Genomic DNA, 18986 nt, shown 5'->3' on the forward strand with positions numbered 1-18986 from the left:
CCGGGCCGGGTTTCACGGACGCTCCACGCGCAGCACCGCCACCCCGTCGGGAGGCAGGTGCGCACCGGCGGTACCGGTCAAGGGGGTTCCGGGCAGGTCGGCGAGGACCACGCCCTCGTCCGTGCGGTTGGACAAGAACCAGTACTCGGCGCCCTCCGCGGTGCGAACGGCCAGTTCCACGCACCCGCGCAGGGGTTCGGGGAGTTCGGAGCCGACCCCGGCCTCATCGGTGATCCGCAGCAGGAACCCGCGCCGTGCTCGGGCCGAGAGCCGGGTCGTGGTGTAGGAAGCGGTTCCGCCTCCCGGGATCCGGCGCAGGGTGAGGGCGGGCCGCCCTCGGAGGGGTCCGTCGCCGTAGCGCGCGAGCGTCTGCACGTCCCGGCCGGTGACGGTGGCCTCCTCGGTCCACAGGTCGCCGCTGCCACCGGTGTCCAGGGGGACCGCCACTCCCTCCGGGAGAGGGGAGAACTCCTCCACACGGATCCCCAGCAGGTCCCGGAACGCGCCCGGATGGCCGCCGAGGTACACGTGGTCGTCGGCGTCCACGGTCCCGGAGAAGTAGGTGGTGACGAGGTGGCCGCCGCGGTCGGCGTAGCGGTTCACCCGGTCGGCGAGGTGGCCGGGGACCATGTGCAGCAGCGGCGCCACCACCAGGTCGTACTCGTCCCATCCGCCGTCGACGGGGACGATGTCCGCGCGGATCCCCAGGTCGAGGAAGGTTTGGTACCACTCCAGCGCCTCCCGGTGGTAGTCGATCTCCTCCGAGGGCAGGGAAGGGCGCTCCACGGCCCGCCACGACTGGTAGTCGAAGACGACGGCCGCCCGCGCGGGGAGGCGCTCGGAACCGGCCACCTCGGCCAGGTCCTCGCGCAGGAGCCTGCCGAGCTCGACCACGTCGCGGAAGACACGGCTGTCGGGGCCGGCGTGCGGCACCATCGCCGAGTGGTACTTCTCCGCACCGGCACGCGACTGCCTCCACTGGAAGAAGCAGACGGCGTCGGCCCCGTGTGCGAGGTGCAGGAGGGAGTCCCGGTGGAGCTGCCCCTCCCTCTTGGCGAGGTTGACGGGTTTCCAGTTCACCGCGCTGGTGGAGTGCTCCATCAGGAACCACGGCCTGCCCCGCGCCAGCCCGCTCGTGAGGTTCGCGGAGAAGGAGAGTTCGTCGCGGCCGGTCTCGTCCAGACGCACGTAGTGGTCGTTGGCGACGAAGTCGACCTCGTGGGCCCACCGCACGTAGTCGAGGTCCCGGGTGTGGTGGTTGACCATGAAGTTGGTCGTCACCGGGATCTCGGGGGTGATGCGGCGCAACAGGTCGCGTTCGGCCCGCAGGTGCTCGAGCAGGGCGTCGTTGGAGAAACGCGTGAAGTCGAGGTCCTGTGTGGGGTTGGGGATGAAAGCCGCAGCTCGCGGGGGCAGGATCTGGTTCCAGTCGGTGTAGTGCTGGGACCAGAACGCTGTCCCCCACGCCTCGTTCAGGGTGTCCAGGTCCCCGTAGCGCCGGCGTAGCCAGGCACGGAAGGCGGCCGCCGCGTCGTCGGAGTAGTCGTAGAGATTGTGGCAGCCCAGTTCGTTGGACACGTGCCAGGCCGCAAGGGCCGGATGCCGCCCGTACCGTTCGGCGAGCGCACGGGTCAGGCGCAGGGCATGTTCGCGGAAGACCGGGGACGTGGGACGCCAGTGCTGCCGGCTGCCCGGCCACACGGTCCTGCCCGAGTGCGAGACCGGAAGGACCTCGGGGTGGGCGGTGACCAGCCACGGCGGCGGCGAGGTGGTGGCGGTGGCCAGGTCGACGGCGATCCCGCTCTCGTGCAACCGGTCCATCAGCTCATCCAGCCAGGAGAAGTCCCATGTGTCCGGGCCGGTCTGGATCCTGGCCCAGGAGAAGATCCCCAGGGAGACGATGGTGACCCCGGCCTCCTCCATCAGACGCAGGTCTTCTTCCCACACCTCGCGGGGCCACTGTTCGGGGTTGTAGTCGGCCCCGTAGCCGAACCTCGGGCGGTCGGGGTCGTTCGGCCACCGGATCCACCGGTGCGCGGGCCGTTCGTGGGTCACGCCCACTCCTTCCGGTTCGTGTGCGCTGCAGGCCGGGGCCGCGGGCCCTGTGTCCGCGGCCGGCCGCCGCCGCGAGGCCCCGGCCCCGGGCGGAGAGGTCCGCACCGGCAGACCGCGGGGGAGGCTCCTCTGGTCGTACGAGATCCGACATTAAACGGAAAGCGCTTTCTCGCCAACCCCCGCACTCCCACTCCTTCGGCCTCGGGGGCGCAAACGTTTCCATTGCATCCCCGACCTGGAAGGTCGCATTCATGAACCCGAGGGCGCCAGCAACACCCGTTTCGGTTGCTGTCCCTCTGTGCTAACTTCCACCTCCACGGGAAGCGCTTTCCTACCCCCGCTCACCGCCCGGTACGCACACCGGGCCGTACAGGAGAGACCCGATGGCACGAGAAGACCACACACCGCAACCCGCGGGCCGGGCACGGACCCGGCGCCGCAAGCCGTCCCTGCCCCTGCTCATCGCCGCCCCCGCGGCGATGGCCGTGGGGGCAGGGCTCCTGGTCGCCGCCCAAACCGCGCCCGGCGACGAACCGGAGCTGACAGCGAGCAGCCCCGGGACCGCCGAGTGCGGATCGGGCGAATACGTGGCCGAGGTCGAGGGCGACGACGACATCGGCTGGACCGTTCTGGCCTCCGGAGAGGTCGTCCACGAAGGGACCGCGCTGCTGGAGGCCATGCAGGCCGCCGTGGACTCCCTCGACCCCGCCCGCACCGCGCAGCAAGGCGTCGTCGTGAACGGCTCCGGCCGGGTCCCTGCCGACGCATCGCTGGATCTGCCCAGCCACACCCTGTTCGAGGTCTGCGGTTCCCTCGACGTGGCCGGGGAAGCAGGGGACTCCCACGCCCCCGTGCGGATCCGGCAGGCGGTCGACGTCGAGGTCCCGCACCTGGCCGTGACCGGAGCGCCCTACTTCGGGGTGTTCGTTCAGAGCTCGGAGGACGTGCGCTTCGGGCAGATCGATCTCGACCTGTCCGGCGGCCTGGGCATGCGCATCGACAGCCGGGACGACGACGACACGCGCGGAGCCCGCGACATCAGCATCGACGACGTCAACGTGACCGGCGCCTCCAGCCACGCCGTGGAGACCTACGGGGTCAACGGGTTCACCCTGGGCACGCTCACCGCCACCGACGTGGGCGGGTCCGGACTCCTGCTCAACGACTCCGAGAACGCCGACATCGGCGTGATCGACGCCGAGAACGTGGCCGCCGGCAGCGGGTACGCCGCCTTCCGCATGGCCAACCGCAACGGACTGGTCAACGGTGAGTACCGCGACACCGTCCACGTCGGGCAGGTCACCGCCCGCGGGGGAGGACGCGGCATCTTCTGCGTCTCCGAGAGCGGCGGCGCCACCATCGACCGGGTCGACATCGCCGGAACCGGCAACGACTCGATCCTGATCGAGAACTGCCACAACGTCACCGTGGCCGCCGAGGCGGGCACCGTCGAGGGTCCCGGAGGTATCCGCCTCGCCGCGCGGGAGGAGTTCGCCAACAACTCCGACATCACCCTGTCCAACCTGACCGTGATCGACTCGGAGGTCAGGGAGGACCCCTGCGGCGAGAACACCGTCGTGGAGAACGTGGAGCTGGACAACAGCGCGGACCGCACCTGCTGAGGTGAGTGACACGCGACCTCCGGCGGCCCCGGGGACGGGGCCGCCGGAGGCTCATGCGAGCAGTTCGTCCACACGCACCGGCCGGCCGCTCGCCATGGAGGCGTCGGCGCACAGCCCGGTGACCAGGGCGTGGCCGCCGTCGGCGTGGTCAGGCCGGATCCCGTCGTCCACGCGCCCGAAGAGGGTCGCGAGCATGTGGGCGTCTCCCCCGCCGTGGTCTCCCTCCCCGACCTTCACGGGGATCTCCTCCGGTGCTTGCCAGTGCTTGCGCAGCCACAGGCGTGCGGTGACGTCATCGGGACGGTGGGGATGCATGCCCCGCACGGCCTCGGGGCCGTGCGCCGCGGTGTCGGTGTGAGGGGACTCGACCATGTCGAGTTCCAGCCGTCCCCGGCTGCCGGTGATGGAGAGCCGGTACCCTTCCCACGGCGCATAGGCCACCAGGTGGTAGCTCAGGCGCGCACCGGTGTCGTAGCGCACGAGCACCGACATGTCGTCCTCGATGGTGATCCCGGCCCCGAAGACGTTGAGGTCGCGCCGGTAGCCGTCCTCGTGCTCGGCCTCCAGGTAGAGCGCTCTCATGTCAGGGCTGTCGGCCATGTGGAGCGCGAAGGGGTCCTCCTGTGCCTCCGGCGAACCGTGCCCGCGCGTGTAGTCGCCGGCCAGTCCGTGCCGGAGCCCGTTCTCCTGGCCGTAGAAGAACAGCCGGCCGGAGGCGTAGACCTCCTCGGGCCGGGCGGAGATCCACCAATTGACCAGATCGAAGTGGTGCCCGGCCTTGTGCACCAGGAGACCGCCCGACTGGTCCTTGTCGCGGTGCCAGCGCCGGAAGTAGTCGGCTCCGTGCCGCACGTCGAGCAACCATTCGAAGTGGACCGATCCGACCTCGCCGATCGCTCCGGAGGCGATGAGGCTCCGTACACGCCGGTGTACGGGGTTGTAGCGGTAGTTGAACCCGACCGTGACCCGTCCGCCCGTACGGGCCTGGGCCTCGCTGATCCTGCGCAGCCCTTCGAGATCGGCGGTCAGGGGTTTTTCGGTGATGGCATCGGCCCCGGCCTCCAGCGCGGCGACGACGTAGTCGGCGTGCAGCCGGTCGACGGTGCAGACGATGACCTCCTCCACCGCCTGTTCTCGGAGCATGCGGGTGAAGGAATCGGCGGGGTAGGCGGACACAGGGTCCAGCCCGGCCTCGGCAACGATCCGGTTGTGCACGTCCATGCGGGTGCGGTTGGAGTCGCAGAGGGCCACGAGCCGCCCCTGGTCACGGTGTTCGTGCACCAGAGCGCGTGTGTACATCCGCGCCCGTGCGCCTGTTCCGACGATCGCGTACCTGCGTCTGTGGGTGGAATCGCTCACACGAGAAGGGTAAGCGCTTTCCAAATATCAGGCAATAATACAGCACAGGATGTACCCAATCCCCCTCCCCGGCATCGACGCCCGAATCCCCACCGCTCCCCCGGTCGAACCGAGAAACAGCCCGATCAGCAGCGGACACTCCCGTTTCCGACCCATCCGCACCATTGACACCTTCGAAGCCCGGTGTTAAAAAAACCACACCTTGGATAGCGCTTGCCAGGCTTCGGGGCGGGCTCCCCGTCCCGCCCCGAACAGCCCTTCCGAGGCGTCGTGTCCCTCCCTGCCCCCACCAGAACGGCGGAAACCGAGCATGACCCCCTATCCGCAGCCGAGCGCGCCGAGCGCTGCCCGAGGCGGTGGACCGGCGTGAGCACCCAACAGAGAAACAGGCCCGAGGCCGTTCCTACGGCCGACGAGCCGCGGCCCGAACAGCACCGCCGTGGAGTACGCGCCCGACCGAAGAACAAGGACAACCTCGCCGCCCTGGGGTTCCTCGGCCCGTGGCTCCTGGGGCTGTTCCTCATCACCGCGGGGCCCCTGGCGGCCTCCCTGTACTTCTCGTTCACCGACTACAACCTGATCGGCGAACACGACTGGGTCGGCGTGGAGAACTACACGCGGATGCTGGGGGACACCCGGCTGCACAGCGCGCTGTGGGTCACGTTCGTCTACGTGTTCGTCTCCGTCCCGCTCCAACTCGCCGCCGCCCTGGCGCTGGCGATGCTGCTCGACCGCGGGCTGCGAGGGCTGGCCTTCTACCGCTCGGTCTACTACCTGCCCTCCTTGCTCGGCGGCAGCGTGGCGGTGGCCATCCTGTGGCGCCAGATCTTCGGCGAGGACGGGCTGATCAACCAGGTCCTGGCCTTCGTCGGGATCCAGGGCGAGGGTTGGGTCTCCCACCCGGACTACGCGCTCGGCACGCTCATCGTGCTCAACGTGTGGACCTTCGGTGCGCCGATGGTCATCTTCCTGGCGGGTCTGCGGCAGATACCGGCGATGTACTACGAGGCAGCGGCGGTGGACGGCGCGGGCCCGGTGCACCGGTTCCGGCACATCACGGTGCCGATGCTGACCCCCATCATCTTCTTCAACCTCGTCCTGCAGCTCATCAACGCCTTCCAGACCTTCACCCAGGCGTTCATCGTCAGCGGGGGCACGGGCGGGCCCTCTGACTCCACGCTCTTCTACACGCTCTACCTCTACCAACGGGGGTTCGGCGCCTTCGACATGGGTTACGCGTCAGCCATGGCTTGGCTGTTGTTGCTGATCATCGGTGGTTTCACCGCGGTGAACTTCCTCGCCTCCAAGTACTGGGTCCATTATGAGAACTGAGACGACACGGCCGAGAACACCCGAGAAGCGGGCGGCGAACCGGCCGCCGCGGCGCTACCTGACGCACGCGGGCCTCATCGTCTTCGGACTGATCATGCTGTACCCGCTGTTGTGGATGGTCTCCAGTTCCTTCAAACCGACCGACGAGATCTTCCGGGATCCGGGGCTGATCCCCTCGAACTTCACGCCGGAGAACTACACGGAGGGGTGGACCGCGCTCGACCGGCCCTTCCATCACTACATGTGGAATTCGGCCGTGGTCGTGCTGGGATCGATCGTCGGCAACCTCATCGGGTGTTCGATGGCCGCTTATGCCTTCGCCCGGCTGGAATTCTTCGGCAAGAAGCTGTTCTTCGCACTCATGCTCGGCACCATCATGCTGCCGATCCACGTCCTGATCGTGCCGCAGTACATCATGTTCTCGCAGCTGGACTGGATCAACACGTTCTATCCGCTGATCGTTCCGAAGCTCCTGGCCACCGACGCCTTCTTCATCTTCCTGATGGTCCAGTTCATCCGAGGCCTGCCCAAGGACCTGGACGAGGCGGCGCGCATCGACGGGTGCGGGCACGTACGGATCTTCTGCCGGATCATCCTGCCGTTGTCGCTTCCGGCTCTGGCCACGACCACGATCTTCACCTTCATCTGGACCTGGAACGACTTCTTCAGCCAATTGATCTTCCTGACCGACCCGGACATGTACACGGTCCCCGTGGCCCTGCGCACATTCATCGACGTCACCTCCGCCACCTCCTGGGGGCCGTTGTTCGCGCTGTCAGCCGTGGCGCTGGGACCGGTCTTCGGGTTCTTCCTCGCCGGCCAGCGATATCTGGTCAAGGGCATCGCCACGACCGGGATCAAGTAGGGCCGCCGCACGTTCGCTTTCCATGGATCCCAGGAGCCGCCAGTGAATTCTCCACCTTCCTCCCCCGTACGTACCGCCGTGGTCGGTTGCGGCACCATCGGCCGGGGCGCACACCTGCCCGCGCTGGCCGCCATGGGAGACCGTGTCACAGTGACCGCGCTGGTCGACCTCGATCCCTCCCTCGTGGCGGCCACCGCCGAGGAGTGGGACGTACCCGGCCGCTACACCTCCGTCGAGGACATGCTCGGCGCCGAGTCCCCCGACCTCGTCGTCGTGGGCACGCCCCCCGCCGACCACAAGGGGACCGTGGCCGCGAGCCTGGACGCCGGGGCCTGGGTGTGGTGCGAGAAACCGCCGGTACTGTCCCTGGCCGAGTACGACGAGGTGAGCAGCCACGAGGGCGAGGGCGGTCCCTACGCAAGTTACGTCTTCCAACACCGCTTCGGGTCGGGAGCGCGGCACCTGCGCCGACTGGTCGAGGAGGACGTGCTCGGGCGCCCTCTCGTCGGCGTGTGCCACACTCTGTGGTTCCGCGGCCCCTCCTACTTCGAGGTCCCCTGGCGCGGGCGGTGGGAGACCGAGGGCGGCGGCCCGAACATGGGGCACGGCATCCACCAGATGGACCTGATGTTCTCACTGCTGGGCGACTGGTCCGAAGTGACCGCGGTGATGGAGACCAAGGCGCGCGAGACCCGGACCGAGGACGTGGCCATGGCGATCGTGCGCCTGGAGTCGGGCGCGAGCGTGTCGGTAGTCAACAGCGTGCTCTCACCCCGGGAAACGAGCTACCTGCGCTTCGACTTCGAACACGCCACGGTCGAGCTGGAGCACCTGTACGGCTACGACAACTCGCACTGGCGCGTGACACCGGCGGCGCAGGAGGAGGAAACCGCCCCGCAGTGGTGGCCGCCGGCCCGGGACGAGAGCGGCTCGCACCAGAGCCAGCTCACCGGACTCCTGGACGCGATGGAGCAGGGTCGGCGTCCTGCGGCCGGCGGGCACGACGGCCGCCGCGCCCTCGAGCTCGTGGCCGGGATGTACCGTTCGGCGCTGACCGGGACGACCGTGCGGCGCACCGAACTCACCCCCGACGACGCCTTCCACCACGCCATGTACGGCCCCGACCCGGCAGCGGCCTCGGCCGCGCTGGCACGAACGGAGACGCGCGCCCATGCCTGAGACCCCCCGCATCGCACGGACCGGCGACGCCCTCGCCGTCACCGTCGGAGAGGTCGACATCGCCCGCTACGTCCTGCGCGACGACGCCCCGCAGGCCGAGTCCCCCAAGCCCTATCTGCATCCCCTACGCACCCTGAGCGGTGCCCCGCTGACCGGCTACCGCCCCTCGGACCACCGTTGGCACAAGGGCCTGCAGATGACCCTGTCCCACGTCTCGGACCAGAACTTCTGGGGCGGTCCGACCTTTGCCCGCGAGGACGGGTACCAGTGGCGTGACAACAACGGCAGCATCCGGCACGATCGGCTGCGTTCGTCCGGTGAGGACGGCGAAGGCGCGGCCACGATCGCCGAGGACCTCACCTGGGTGGCCTCGACCGGGGAGCACTGGTTGGAGGAGGTGCGCAGCCACCGGTTCCACTCGGTCGACCGCGGCCGCGGCCTGTGGGCGCTCGACTTCTCCTCGGCCCTGAGCAACGTGCGGGGCCAGGACCTGCATCTGGGTAGTCCGACCACCGCGGGACGGCCGAACGCGGGTTACACCGGGTTCTTCTGGCGCGGGCCGCGTTCGTGGACCGGCGGGGACGCGGTCGCCTCGAACGGCCGCACCGGCGACGGCCTCATGGGCGCCGAGGCGGACTGGGTCGCGTTCAGCGCCGAACACGACGAGATCGACGGCGGCGCGACCATGGTCTACCTCGCCGGTTCCAGCAGCGCTCCGGTACCGATCCGATGGTTCGTGCGCACGACGCCGATACCGGTGCTGAGCCCGTCCCCGGCCTTCGGCGAGGAGGTCGTGCTCACGCCCGGGCAGAGGCTGTCGCTGCACCACCGCCTGGTGTTCGTGGACCGCCGCTGCACGGCCGAGGAGAGCGGCGCGTTGGCGAAGGAGTTCGCGCTGTGAGCACCCCGCGTTTTCCCGGGAGCACCGCCGTGAGCCGGGTTCGGGTCTACGGCTGGCCGGCATCGGACGGTTTGCACGGGGGCACCCCGCACGTGCACACCGCCTCGACCGAGGCCTATCTCGTGACGGGGGGCAGCGGGCAGGTGCACACCCTCACCCCGGAGGGGACCGCGGAGGACCCGCTCTTTCCCGGCGACGTGCTGTGGTTCGGGCCCGGTACGGTGCACCGGCTGGTCAACGCCGAGGACCTGGAACTGGTCGTGGTCATGCAGAATGCGGGGCTGCCCGAGGCCGGGGACGCGGTCCTGACCTTCCCCCGGGAGATCCTGGCCGACCCCGCCGCCTACACCGAGGCGGCCGCTCTGCCCTCCGAGGCCGCGGAGGGGGAGCTCGCCGAGGCCGCACGCGCACGCCGTGACCTGGCGATGCAGGGCTACCGCGAGCTGGTGGCGGCCGTGCGCGAACAGGGGCCGCGGGCGTTGAACGCCTTCCACCGTGACGCGGCCGCGCTGGCACGCCCGCAGGTCCAGCGGTGGCAGGAGCTCTGGGAACAGAGCGTGCAGGAGGAGACCGAACGCACCCGCCGCCAGCTCTTGGCCCTGGCCGAGGGCGATCCAGGGATCATGGGCGAGGCGACGGTGGTACGCACCGACCCCGCCCCGGTGCCCCACCGGTTCGGCATGTGCGGGCGCCTGCACACCTGGCGCCCGCGCGAGGGGCCCCTGCCCTGACCCTTCCGGCCGGGGCGCCCGCCGCGGGGACGGGCGCCCCGGGCCGCCCGTTCAGGGCAGGTGGAAGATCTCGGTCAGGGGGACCATCCCCTCGTCGGGGCGGCCCTCCATCGGTTCGAAGAGCGGCGCCATCTCGGCTTGCCAGAAGGCGTTGACCTCGGTCCCGGCCATGGCGGCGCGCGCCCGGTCGAAGTCGTCGGTCTCCAGGTACCCGATCACCGTGCCGCGGCCGTCGCTGAAGAGGGAATAGTTGTGCCAACCCGCGGCTGCCAGGGCCTCGCGCATCGACGGCCACACGCGGGCGTGCCGTTCCTCGTACTCCTCGATCCGGTCGGGCCGCACCCTCAGGACGAAGCAGACCCGCCGGCGTCCGGTACTGGTACTCACGGGGTTCCTTCCTAGAAGTCGTGGTCGTCGATGTTGTCGGCGTCGAAGACCAGGGGCGGGCCCAGGACGAGCTCGCCGTCGGTCTCGAAGGTGAACTCGCCGAGGTCGCCTGCTGTGAAGGTCTCACCCTCCGCGCCGGTGATCTGTCCGGCCTGCAGCGCCGCGCCGGTGTATCCGGCGAGGTAGCCGAGGTCGTGCGGGTCCCAGAGCGCGAACTCCTCGACGGTGCCGTCGTGCACGAACTCCCGCATCTGGCCGGGTTCGCCGAGCCCGGTCACGACGAGTTCGCCCTGGTACTCGGAGTCGCTGACGTAGCGCGAAGCGGCGGCCAGACCGACGGTCGTGGGTGAGACGACGGCGTCCAGGTCGGGGTGGGACTGCACCAGGCCCTGCATCTCCTGAAAGGATTCCAGGTCGTCGTCGTTGCCGTAGACGGTGTCGACCAGCTCGAGGCCGGAGTACTCGTCGCCGTCGAGGATCTGCTCCATCTCCTCGATCCACGCGTTCTGGTTGGTGGCGTTGGGTGTGGCCGACAGGATCGCGAACTCGCCCTCCCCGCCGAGCTGCCCGTCGACCATGTCCACCAGCGCCTGACCGATGAGCTCGTTGGAGGACTGGTTGACGAAGACGTCGGTGCAGTTGGCGTTCGAGTCGTAGCCGACGATGACGGCCCCGCCGTCGCGGGCCTCGTCCAGGGCCGGGCAGACCGCGTCGGGGTCGTTGGCGGCGATGACGATGACATCGCTGCCGACCTGGCCCGCGGCGTTGATGTACTCCACCTGGGAGTCGGCGGTGGCCTCGGTGGCGCCGCGTTCGGTGGCCTCTCCCCCGAGCTCCTCGACGGCCTCGGCGCCGCCGGCGTTGACCAGGTCGAAGAAGGGGTTGTTGAGCTGCTTGGGCAGGAAGTCGACGGACAGGCCCTCGGGGATCTCGGCGTCGGGGTCGGAGGTGCCGGTGGGGCCGCCGGCGCCCTCGTCCTGGGCGTCGTCGATGGTGGTGCCGCCGCAGGCCGCGGTCAGCAGGACGGCGGCCGTGAGGGCGCCGAGCGGGAGGAAGCGCGGGCGCGGATCGGTCATGGTCTCTCTCCGTGGTGTGTCGGGGGTCGGAGGATGGTGGGGACGGGTATTCGGCGCCGCAGGGAGGCGACGAGGTTGGGGCCGACCACCGAGGCGATGAGGATGAGGCCGGTGACGATCTGCAACACGTCGCCGCTGACGCCGAGCAGTTGGAGGGCGTTGCGGACCGTGCCCAGCAGCAGGACCCCGCTCATCACGCCCAGGACCGTTCCGACGCCGCCGAAGATCGACACCCCGCCCAGCAGGACGGCGGCCACGACCTGCAACTCCAGACCGAAGGCGGTGTCGGCGCGCGAGGTGCCGTACTGCAGGGTCCAGAAGACGCCGGCACCGGAGGCGACGGTCCCGCTGAGGGTGAAGAGCCAGAACTCGGTGCGCCGGACCGGCACACCGGTGAAACGGGCGGCCTCGGTGTTGTTGCCGATGTCGTACAAGGAGCGGCCGATGGCGGTGGCGTGCAACAGCACGGCGAACAGCGCGGCCAGGGCCAGGATCGCCACGGCGATCCAGGGCAGACCCGCGATGCCCAGGAAGGGGGCGCGTACGCCGCTGACCCAGTCCTGCGGGTAGCTGGCCACGGCGCGGTCGCCGAGCAGGACGTAGGCGAGCCCGCGGTACAGGGCCATGGTGCCGATGGTGACGGCCAGCGAGGGCAGGCCGAACACGGTGACGAGCAGCCCGTTGAAGGCGCCCAGTGCCGCCCCGAGCACGAGGCAGATCAACAGTGCGGTCTCGATGGGGATCCCGGCCTCCCACAGCACACCGAGGGTGGCGCTGCTCAGCGCCAGGGTGCTGGCCACCGACAGGTCGATCTCACCGGTGATGACGATGAGCGTCATGGGCAGGGCCATGAGGGCGATGGCGGCCACGCTGAGCAGCAGGAACCCCATGTTGCGCCCGGTCGCGAACATGTCGAGGAAGAACGAGGCGAAGACCAGGGAGACCAGGAGGGCGGCCACGACCGGGCTCTCGCGGGCCGAGAGCAGGGAGCGCACACGGCCGGGCCGGGGGGCCGGTTCTTCCCTGGGCCGGGGCGCGGGGGCGGTGCGTTCAGGGGCCATGGGTGCCTCCTCCGAGCTTGCGGGCGTTGCGCAGGGCCAGGAGGCGGTCCAGGCCGATCGCGGACAGGATGAGCGCGCCGACCACGGCCTGGTGCCAGAACTGGTCGATCTGCCAGATGGGCAGGGCCGCGGTGATGGTGGTGAGCAGGACCGCGCCGAGCGCGGCCCCGTAGACGGTTCCGACCCCGCCCGCGATGGCGACCCCGCCGACCACTGCCGCTGCCACGACCTCCAGTTCCATGCCGAACCCGGCGGTGGAGTCGACCGTGCCGTAGCGGGCGGTGAAGAGCACGCCGGCCAGCCCGGCCAGGGCGCCGTTGGCGGCGAAGGCGGCCACGACCCGCCGTCCGACGGAGATCCCGGACAGGCGGGCGGCGTGGGCGTCGGAACCGATGGCGTAGAGCTCGCGGCCGGACCGGTAGCGGGCCAGGTAGAACCCGGTGGCCACGACCACCGCGGCGGCCACCGCCGCGGGGAGGGGGACCCCGAGCACACTGACCCCGCCCAGGGCGAGGAAGGCCTCGGGCATCTGGTGGGCGTTGATCTGTCCGCCGTCGGCCCACCAGTGGCCGAACCCCCGGTAGGCGTAGAGGGTGCCCAGGGTGACCACGAGCGCGGGCACCTGGACGGTGGCCACGAGCAGGCCGTTGGCCAGGCCGCACAGGGCTCCGATACCGATCCCGGCGGCCATGGCCAGGGGGACGGGGATCCCGGGCAAGGCCGCGAACAGGGCGGCGGTACCGAAGGCCGACAAGCCCATGACCGAGCCGACCGAGAGGTCCACGTTCTTGGTGATCAGGACCAGGGCCTGGCCCACGGCGAGCACGGAGAGCACGGTCGCGCCGAGGAAGAGGTCGCGCACGCCCTGCTGGGAGAGGAATCCGGGGTTCTGGATCCAGGTTCCGGCGACGAGCAGGACCACGGCCAGCAGTACGCCGAGTTCGCGTACCGGGCGTTGAGGGCGTGCGCGGCCTGTCCCCTTGTCGGAGGGCGGGCCCTCGGGCCGGGGCCCCGTGGGGGCTGTCGTCGATGTCATCGGAGGGCCTCGCGGGGTGGTTGTCCGGTGGCCGCGTACATGACCGATTCCTCGTCGGCCTCGTCGCGGTCGAGTTCAGCGGTGATGCGGCCCTCGTGCATGACCAGTACCCGGTCGGCCATGCCGAGGACCTCGGGGAGCTCGCTGGAGACCATGACCACCGCCAGGCCCTCTCCGGCGAGACCGGACAGCAGGCGGTGCACCTCGGCCTTGGTTCCGACGTCGATCCCGCGGGTGGGTTCGTCCACGAACAGGACGGAGGGCCCGGTGGCGAGCCACTTGGCCAGGACGACCTTCTGCTGATTGCCGCCGGAGAGGGTGGAGACGGGGTCGGTGAGCCGCCGGTACTTCAGGCTCAGGCGTTCACCCCAGCTACGGCAAGCCTCGTCCTCGGCCCGGGAGGTGAGCAGGCCCAGGCGGCTGAGCGCGCCCCGGCGGGTGGAGGTGGCGTTGCGGGCGATGGAGGCCTCCATGACCAGGCCCTGTTCGCGCCGGTCCTCGGGAACCAGGGCCAGGCCGGCGGCCATGGCGGCCTTGGGGTCGCCCTGGGCGAGCCGGGCCCCGCCGACCCGGACGCTGCCGGCGTCGTAGCGGTCGACGCCGAAGAGAGCGCGCACGACCTCGCTGCGGCCGGCGCCGACGAGCCCGGCGAGCGCGACGATCTCACCGGCCCGGACCGTGAAGCCGATGCCGTCGAAGACGCCCCCGCGGGTGAGCCCCTCGACCTCCAGCAGGACCCGGCCCGGTTCGGTCTCCTGTTTGGGGTAGAGGGTATCGACCCCGCGCCCGACCATGCGGCGCACGACGGTATCGACGTCGAGGTCGGCGGCGGGGTCGCAGGAGACGAACGACCCGTCGCGCACGACGGTGATCCGGTCGCACAGGGCGAAGACCTCGTCGAAGCGGTGGGAGATGAACAGCAGGGCGACGCCTTGGTCGCGCAGGGTGCGGGCGACGGTGAAGAGACGTTCGGCCTCCACGCCGGAGAGGGCGGCGGTGGGTTCGTCCATGACCAGGACCCTCGCCCGCCGGGTGAGGGCCTTGGCGATCTCCACGAGCTGTTGATCGGCGATGGACAGTCCGCGGGCCGGGTGGTCGGGGCCGAGTGGGACGCCGAGGCGGTTGAAGACCTCCTCGGTCTCGCGGCGCATGCGAGCACGGTCGATGGTGCGCAGCCGGGTGCGGGGTTGGCGGCCGATGAAGATGTTCTCGGCCACGGAGAGGTCGGGAAAGAGGGTGGGTTCCTGGTGGATGACGGCGACACCGGCCCGTTGGGCGTCGGCCGGTCGGGCGAAGGTGACGGGGACACCGTCGGCCCGGATCCACCCGGAGTCGGGGCGGTGGACGCCGGCGATCGTCTTGACCAGGGTCGACTTGCCGGCCCCGTTCTCCCCGACCAGGGCGTGGATCTCCCCGGAACGCAGCTCCAGGGACATGTCCCGCAGTGCCCGCACGCTGGCGAAGGACTTGGCCACACGGACCAGTTCCAGTGGCGGGGGCGCCGGTGGCGGCTGTTGCGTCAAGAGAAGTCTCCACGTGTGAGGGAGGGGCGCGCCCGTTCTCCACGGGCGTCCTCAAAACGTTTTAATCAGGAATGAATGTTAAGTGGGGCACATGGGTGCGTCAAGTACGTCACCAGCGATCGATACAGCGAAGCGACTCTTCGGGCACCCCCGCGCGAACCGCCCACCAGGCCCCGGCCGCAGGAGCGTTTCGGGTATAACGGTTTGAGACGTTTCAACAACGCGGCACCGGCAGTGGACCACTGCCGGTGCCTCCCACGCACCAGAGAGCACGGGAGCCCCCTTGCCCAAGAGCACGAACCGGACCCCGAGGTCGAGCCGCACGGGTATCACGCAGGTGGCCGCCCACGCGGGGGTGTCCCCGGCGACCGTCTCCAACGTGCTCAACCGGCCCCAGCTGGTGGCGGAGACGACCAGGACCAAGGTCGAGTCCGCCATCGCCGAACTCGACTACGTGCGCAACTCCTTCGGCAGCAGCCTGCGCTCGGGCCGCAGCACCTCGGTGGGGCTCCTCGTCCTGGACGTGACCAACCCGTTCTTCACCGAGGTCGCACGGGGCATCGAGGACGAGGCCGCCGAGACCGGCCTGGCCGTCGTCCTGCTCAACTCGGCCGAGTCGCCCGAGCGCCAGCGACGCAACCTGCGCCTGCTCGCGGAACAACAGGTGGCGGGGGCCGTGGTCATGCCGGTCGACGACGACCTGTCCGACCTGCTGTGGTTGCAGCGCCAGGGCGTGCACTGGGTGGCCCTGGACCGCGGCGACGTCTCCGAGAACGTGGGCTCCAGCGTCAGCGTCGACAACCGGGCCGGCGGGCTGGCGGCCGGACGGCACCTGCTGGCCCTGGGCCACGAACGGGTCACCTTCCTCGGCGGCGCCTTCGCCATCGAACAGGTGCGCCTGCGCTACGAAGGACTGCGCACCGCCTTCACCGAGGCGGGCCTGGACCCGGACGAGAGCATCAACCTGATCAGCCTCGCTCAGCTCAACGCCCACCAGGGCGAACGCGTGGTCGACCAGGTCCTGCTCGACGGGTCCGGAAAGCGCACCCGCGCGGTCTTCTGCGCCAACGACCAGATCGCTCTGGGCTTCATGAAGGGCCTGGGCAAACGCGGGCTGCGAGTGCCCGGCGACGTCTCCGTGGTCGGCTACGACGACCTGGCCGTGGCCGACCTGATCCACCCGGGCCTGACCACAGTCGCCCAACCCAAGTACGAGCTGGGCCGGGCCGCGATGCAGCTCCTGAGCGCGCAGGTGGAGGGCTCCGACCAGCCCTACGAACGGCGGATCTTCCAACCCCGCCTGATCATGCGCGACTCGACCTGCGCGTTCCGGGACTGAGGCCCTTCCCTGAGGCCTGCTACCTCGGCAGGCCCCGCACCAGGCAGGACCCGCGCCCCGAGGGACTCCCCATGAGGGTGTCGAGGTCGTTGTTCGAACCCGCGCCGGCCGTCCCGGCGAGAGGCGCCGGCGCGGTCAGGGTGCGCCCTCGACGCCGTGTTCGAGCAGGTCGAACACGGCGTCGAGGGAGGCGCGGGGGTCGGGTTCGTCACTGAGGAATTGCGGGACCTCGAGGACGTAGCGGGCGACGGCGCGGGTGGTGGGGTCGTCGGGGTCGCGACCGAGTTCGGTGGCGATGGCCTCGGCCAGGGGTCCCTCACAGCGAATCCACAGTTTGCGTGAGTAGTCGCGCAAGGCCGGGGTGTTGACGATCAGTTCGGTGAGCTCGCGGACCTCCGTGGTGGGGTCGGCCACGAACGGCCCACGCCCGGCCATGAATTCCCGCAGCGCCGCCATCACCGACAATCCGGCGGGGCGTTCACGCACCGCGGACAGCAGGCTTTCCCGGCGTTCGACGCCATCGTCGAACATCAACGCCTCCTTGCCGTCGGGGACGTGTTTGAACACCGTCGGGCCCGAGATGTCCACCGCGTCGGCGATCTGTTTGACGCTGACCTGGTCATAGCCCTTCTCCAGGAACAGTCGCTGCGCGGCCTCGGCCAGCGCCCGACGGACCTGGGCGTTCTTGCGTTCCCGGCGTCCGAGTGGCTCAACAGGCATGCCACCACTCTAGCACATGACTTAACTCACTAAATACATTAACTCAGTTGTCATTTTAATCAGGTTGTGTTTTTCTGGGTGGGTCAGAGTTCGACCCAACGCTGCGAAGGGACGATCAAGATGAGCGGCAACGAAACGACACCGGTACTGATCATCGGCGGCAGCCTGGTCGGGCTGTCCGCCGCGGTGTTCCTGGCTTGGCAAGGCGTTCCGGTCGTGGTGGTCGACAAGCACCGCGGCAGCTCCCCGCATCCGCGGGCGATCGGTTTCACCACCCGTACGGTGGAACACTTCCGGCAGGTCGGCGTCGAGGTGCCGCCGTCGCTGCAGGGCATGAAGCCGCCGCGGCGGGCTCGGGTGGAAAGCCTGACTGGGATCTGGCTCGAGGAATACCCGTGGACGCCCGGCGGCAAGGGCGCCTACGGCGCGGAAGACTCCCCGGTGCACGCGATCGCGGTCACCCAGGACCGGCTCGAACCCCTCCTGCGTGACCGAGCGGTCGAACTGGGCACTGACCTGCGACTGGGAACCGAACTGCTCGGCTTCGTCCAGGACACCGACGGCGTGACAGCCACCCTGCGCCGTCGCGACGACAGTCACGAATACCGCCTGCGCGCCCAGTATGTGGTGGCCGCGGACGGTGCGACCAGTTCCGTGCGTGAGGCGTCGGGCATCGGCCGCCACGGGGCAGGTCCGCTGTCGGTGCAGCACAGCATCTTGTTCCGCGCCCCCTTGGATGAGTACCTGCAGCACGGTGTGGTCCAGTTCGAGATCGAGCAGCCCGACCTGAAGGCATTCCTGACCACCTATTCCGACGGGCGCTGGGTGCTGATGCTCAGCGACGACATCGAGCGTGCCGTCGACGAGCAGATCCAGGTGGTGCAGCAGGCGATCGGCCGCACCGACATCCCCATCGAATTGGTGACCACCGGCCGCTGGGACTTGGCCGGGCTGATCGCTGACCGCTTCTCCGACGGCCGGGTGTTCCTCGCCGGGGACGCCGCCCACCAATTGCCGCCCAACCGTGGCGGTTTCGGCGCCAACACCGGTATCGACGACGCGCACAACCTGGCCTGGAAACTGGCCGCCGTGCTGGCCGGGAAATCCGAGCCCCGGCTGCTGGACACCTACGACGCCGAACGCCGGCCCGTCGCGGACCTGCGCCACGACCAGCTCTTCGCCCGCGCCGACTACAAGGCCTACCTGAGGGCCCCCAAGACAGACGTGCCGGTGCTCGACGACGCGTCCATCGAACTCGGCCAGCTCTACCGCTCGGCCGCGGTCCTGGGCGCGGACGCCAACCTGCCGCCCGCGCGGCGACCCGACCAATGGGCCGGTCAGCCCGGCACCCGGGCCCCTCACCTATGGGTCACCACCGACGGCGAGGAAAGCTCGACGCTGGATCTGTTCCGGCGCGACTGGGTGCTGCTGTCCGAAGACGACCGCTGGGCCGCCGCGGCCCGCGCCGCCGAGCAACTGGATGTCCCAGTCACGTTCGTACACATCAGCACGGACGCGAAACCGGTGGAGCCCAACGCCTTCCGTACCGCCTACGGCCTTGAACCCGACGGGGCCACCCTCGTCCGCCCCGACGGCTACATCGCCTGGCGCACCATCACCGCCCCGCCCGATCCCACACAAGCACTCAACGCCGCGTTGAACGCCACCGCCATGCCCGCCCACACCGTCGGGACAACAGCAAGCGAGGCCTGATCATGACCGACACCACACTCGAACAACGCCTCCGCCGCCTCGAAGACATCGATACGCCGACGCCATCAACAAAGGTTGGAACGGTAA

At 69.8% G+C, this 18986-nt stretch carries 16 protein-coding genes; 8 read left to right on the forward strand and 8 right to left on the reverse strand.

What is annotated here, in order from left to right; translation table 11 throughout:
• Window positions 1-12: 12 nt before the first annotated feature.
• Window positions 13-2055 carry a beta-galactosidase gene (locus D473_RS0104480; RefSeq protein WP_017607892.1) on the reverse strand — a complete coding sequence of 681 codons (2043 nt, stop codon included), beginning with the start codon at window positions 2053-2055 and terminating at the stop codon, window positions 13-15.
• A gap of 383 nt (window positions 2056-2438) precedes the next feature.
• On the opposite strand from D473_RS0104480, the gene D473_RS0104485 reads away from it, so the two are divergent.
• A complete protein-coding gene (locus D473_RS0104485; protein WP_017607893.1) occupies window positions 2439-3677 on the forward strand; it encodes a right-handed parallel beta-helix repeat-containing protein in 1239 nt (412 codons plus the stop codon).
• A gap of 51 nt (window positions 3678-3728) precedes the next feature.
• On the opposite strand, the gene D473_RS0104490 is transcribed toward D473_RS0104485, so the two are convergent.
• Complete coding sequence (locus tag D473_RS0104490) at window positions 3729-5036, reverse strand: Gfo/Idh/MocA family oxidoreductase (RefSeq protein ID WP_026126600.1); 1308 nt, start codon at window positions 5034-5036, stop codon at window positions 3729-3731.
• Window positions 5037-5402: 366 nt separating this feature from the next.
• Here D473_RS0104490 and D473_RS0104495 point away from each other — a divergent pair, with 366 nt between their 5' ends.
• Genes D473_RS0104495 through D473_RS0104515 form a run of 5 tightly spaced genes read left to right on the forward strand, consistent with a single transcriptional unit; the run spans window position 5403 to window position 10044 of the window.
• On the forward strand, window positions 5403-6368 hold the full coding sequence (locus tag D473_RS0104495; protein WP_017607895.1) for a carbohydrate ABC transporter permease: 966 nt from the start codon (window positions 5403-5405) through the stop codon (window positions 6366-6368).
• Entirely contained in the window at window positions 6358-7233 is an 876-nt protein-coding gene (locus tag D473_RS0104500; protein WP_017607896.1) for a carbohydrate ABC transporter permease, read from the forward strand. The genes D473_RS0104495 and D473_RS0104500 overlap by 11 nt, the downstream gene beginning before the upstream one ends.
• Before the next feature lie 42 nt (window positions 7234-7275).
• Window positions 7276-8412, forward strand: coding sequence for a Gfo/Idh/MocA family protein (locus D473_RS0104505; protein ID WP_152436768.1), 1137 nt, complete (start codon window positions 7276-7278; stop codon window positions 8410-8412).
• A complete protein-coding gene (locus tag D473_RS0104510; RefSeq protein WP_017607898.1) occupies window positions 8405-9313 on the forward strand; it encodes a DUF6807 domain-containing protein in 909 nt (302 codons plus the stop codon). The genes D473_RS0104505 and D473_RS0104510 overlap by 8 nt, the downstream gene beginning before the upstream one ends.
• Window positions 9310-10044: a cupin domain-containing protein gene (locus D473_RS0104515; protein WP_017607899.1), complete on the forward strand. Its 735-nt coding sequence runs from the start codon at window positions 9310-9312 to the stop codon at window positions 10042-10044. The genes D473_RS0104510 and D473_RS0104515 overlap by 4 nt, the downstream gene beginning before the upstream one ends.
• Before the next feature lie 51 nt (window positions 10045-10095).
• Here the strand turns inward: D473_RS0104515 and D473_RS0104520 are convergent, their stop codons facing one another.
• From D473_RS0104520 to D473_RS0104540, 5 genes are read right to left on the reverse strand one after another with little or no spacing between them, the layout of a single operon-like run.
• A complete protein-coding gene (locus tag D473_RS0104520) occupies window positions 10096-10431 on the reverse strand; it encodes an L-rhamnose mutarotase (protein WP_017607900.1) in 336 nt (111 codons plus the stop codon).
• An 11-nt stretch (window positions 10432-10442) separates the two neighbouring features.
• Window positions 10443-11507 carry a rhamnose ABC transporter substrate-binding protein gene (locus D473_RS0104525; RefSeq protein ID WP_017607901.1) on the reverse strand — a complete coding sequence of 355 codons (1065 nt, stop codon included), beginning with the start codon at window positions 11505-11507 and terminating at the stop codon, window positions 10443-10445.
• Window positions 11504-12568, reverse strand: a complete 1065-nt coding sequence (locus D473_RS24200) for an ABC transporter permease (RefSeq protein ID WP_017607902.1) — start codon at window positions 12566-12568, stop codon at window positions 11504-11506. The genes D473_RS0104525 and D473_RS24200 overlap by 4 nt, the downstream gene beginning before the upstream one ends.
• The gene (locus D473_RS0104535) at window positions 12558-13604 is read right to left on the reverse strand and encodes an ABC transporter permease (RefSeq protein ID WP_017607903.1); all 1047 of its coding nucleotides are present in this window, start codon (window positions 13602-13604) and stop codon (window positions 12558-12560) included. The genes D473_RS24200 and D473_RS0104535 overlap by 11 nt, the downstream gene beginning before the upstream one ends.
• Window positions 13601-15079, reverse strand: coding sequence for a sugar ABC transporter ATP-binding protein (locus tag D473_RS0104540; RefSeq protein ID WP_017607904.1), 1479 nt, complete (start codon window positions 15077-15079; stop codon window positions 13601-13603). The genes D473_RS0104535 and D473_RS0104540 overlap by 4 nt, the downstream gene beginning before the upstream one ends.
• Before the next feature lie 331 nt (window positions 15080-15410).
• Between D473_RS0104540 and D473_RS0104545 the strand changes: the two genes are divergently transcribed.
• A complete protein-coding gene (locus D473_RS0104545) occupies window positions 15411-16466 on the forward strand; it encodes a LacI family DNA-binding transcriptional regulator (protein ID WP_026126602.1) in 1056 nt (351 codons plus the stop codon).
• A 135-nt stretch (window positions 16467-16601) separates the two neighbouring features.
• On the opposite strand, the gene D473_RS0104550 is transcribed toward D473_RS0104545, so the two are convergent.
• On the reverse strand, window positions 16602-17186 hold the full coding sequence (locus D473_RS0104550) for a TetR/AcrR family transcriptional regulator (protein ID WP_017607906.1): 585 nt from the start codon (window positions 17184-17186) through the stop codon (window positions 16602-16604).
• A gap of 120 nt (window positions 17187-17306) precedes the next feature.
• On the opposite strand from D473_RS0104550, the gene D473_RS0104555 reads away from it, so the two are divergent.
• A complete protein-coding gene (locus D473_RS0104555; RefSeq protein ID WP_017607907.1) occupies window positions 17307-18899 on the forward strand; it encodes an FAD-dependent monooxygenase in 1593 nt (530 codons plus the stop codon).
• The last annotated feature ends 87 nt before the right edge of the window (window positions 18900-18986 follow it).

Origin of the sequence: Nocardiopsis xinjiangensis YIM 90004 (genome assembly GCF_000341145.1) — a bacterium.
Lineage (GTDB): Bacteria > Actinomycetota > Actinomycetes > Streptosporangiales > Streptosporangiaceae > Nocardiopsis > Nocardiopsis xinjiangensis.